The sequence below is a fragment of the Saccharibacillus kuerlensis DSM 22868 genome, from assembly GCF_000378145.1.
GTDB lineage: Bacteria > Bacillota > Bacilli > Paenibacillales > Paenibacillaceae > Saccharibacillus > Saccharibacillus kuerlensis.
Genome location: NZ_KB899326.1, coordinates 1 through 2,351 on the forward strand (window position 1 = coordinate 1; position 2,351 = coordinate 2,351).

1 protein-coding gene is annotated in these 2,351 nt (G+C 49.6%); it reads left to right on the top strand.

The window, feature by feature from the left end:
* Nucleotides 1-1,023: 1,023 nt before the first annotated feature.
* Nucleotides 1,024-2,351 (top strand): DEAD/DEAH box helicase (locus F456_RS23320; RefSeq protein ID WP_018979054.1); only part of this gene is annotated, 1,328 nt, incomplete at its 3' end.

Sequence of the window (2,351 nt, forward strand, 5' to 3'; positions counted from 1 at the left end):
TCGAGAATGTCGTAGACTTTGTCATGAGGTCGCCTCGTTTCGATGTTTGTAGGGGTACAAACAGCTTAACAAAGAGGCGTCCTTTTTGCTATTTTGGGGTTAATCAACAGGCCTAGTATGGAGGCACTTATTTCAACGAAATTTAAAAAATCGGGAAAAATAAGTGTATAGGTGCACTTATTTTTCTTTTTGTTTCCTTTTTCTTTTTCTTTTTCTTTTTCTTTTTCTTTTCTTCCTTCTTACACCTTCAATAAACTCTTCAGAAAACTCTCGCAGGCCTCTTTCTCATACGTTTAATACTCTTTTTAGGACATGTACGCAAAATTCAAGAATGCCTGTAAATCCGTTAAATTAAAGAAATGAGACGATGATACGATTTGACCGACGAAGAATGGAATGTCGTTGAATCTTTCCTGCTTCTGCCCGAAAAAGATAAGGAAGACGGCCTCCAAAAGAACGGAGACATCGACTAAATGCAGCACTTTGGGTCGCATGCACTGGAGCGGATCGGCATGATTTGTCAGGCTGCTGCAAGCCTTGGTCTTCGGCTTACCGCTTTTTCTGGAGGAGGCTGCAAAAGTCAGGAATCTGGTACAAAATTTCAAAGCATGTCGCCATCGAACCAAACTTCAAACAGATGAGGTTGGATGTGATGATACTGGATGTGATGATACTGGATGTGATGAGGTTGGATGTTTGGATGTTTGGATGTTTGGATGTAATGATTATCCATGTTCATCAACATGGAACCGGCGCCTAACGACTCGTTATGACAAGGCAGTGAGCATGGTTAAGACTTTTTTTGGCGTTGATCTCGATTGGGATCTGGCTTAAATAGGTTTGCGTACAGACCCTAGCGAAGACGAATTTTAACGTATGCCTTATTTTCCTGAAACGACCCTGTTTAAATTTCCAATTGTATGTTAGACTTGTACGTTGCATCACTCTATTGTTTTTTCGGAATATTTCCTCCCCCTATTAGCGGAAGTTTATAGATTTTTCTTTATATACAAAGGAGCCATCATGACATTTAACGATCTGAAATTGATCCCCCCGATTCTTAAGGCGCTTCAAAAAGAAAATTACACGTCTCCCACGCCTATTCAGCAGCAGGCCATTCCTGTTGCCTTGGAAGGCCGCGACGTGCTGGGCTGCGCCCAGACCGGTACTGGCAAGACGGCAGCTTTCTCGCTGCCTATTATCCAGCGCCTCTCGGCAAATCCGGCTGTGTCCGGCAAACGCCCGATCCGCTCGCTGATCCTGACGCCGACGCGCGAACTGGCAATTCAGATTTACGATAACATCCGCGCTTACAGCCGGTATACCGATCTGCGCAGTATGGTTGTCGTAGGCGGAATCTCACAAGCTCCGCAGGAGCGCGAGCTGCAGCGCGGCACGGATATTCTGATCGCTACGCCTGGGCGTCTGCTCGACCTGATGAACCAGAAGCACGTTATGCTGGACTCTGTAGAAGTTCTCGTTCTGGATGAAGCCGATCGCATGCTCGATATGGGCTTTATTCGCGACGTGCAGAAGATCATTGCCAGAACTCCGGACAAAAAGCAGACGCTATTCTTCTCGGCTACTATGCCGCCGGAAATCACCAACCTTATTAATTCGCTGCTGGTTAATCCGGCCAAGGTTGAAATTACACCGGTTTCGTCTACAGTAGACCGGATTACGCAGGAAGTCTATCTGGTCGACAAGCCGAACAAGCAGAAACTGCTGAATGATATTCTGCAGGACGCATCAATCGAATCCGCGCTTGTATTCACACGGACCAAGCACGGCGCCAACCGCGTCGCGCGTCTGCTTGACCGTGCCGGCATCTCGGCGCAGGCCATTCACGGCGACAAATCGCAGAATGCCCGTCAAGCGGCACTGAACAACTTCAAGAACGGCGTGACCCGCGTTCTGGTTGCGACTGACATCGCCGCGCGCGGCATCGACATCGACGAACTGACGCACGTTATCAACTTCAACCTGCCAAACATCCCTGAGACCTACGTGCACCGGATTGGCCGGACCGGCCGTGCAGGCAGAGACGGTATTTCTATCTCGTTCTGCGAAACAGAAGAGCTGCCGTATCTGAAAGACATCCAGAAACTGATCGGCAAGACTATCCCGGAAGTCAAAGACCACGCCTATCCGATGACTGGGGCCGTGTCGGCAGCGGAACCTGCGCAGCAGGACGGTCAAGGCAGAGGTGGACGCGGACGCAAAGAGGGCGCGAAACCCGAAGCCAGAAGCGGTGCACAGCGCAGCTCTGCGAAAGTTCAGCCTAAAGGCGGCGCGCAGCAGCACGCTGCGAAGGGCGAAGCCAAAGGCAGCACGCAGCAGCACGCTGCGAA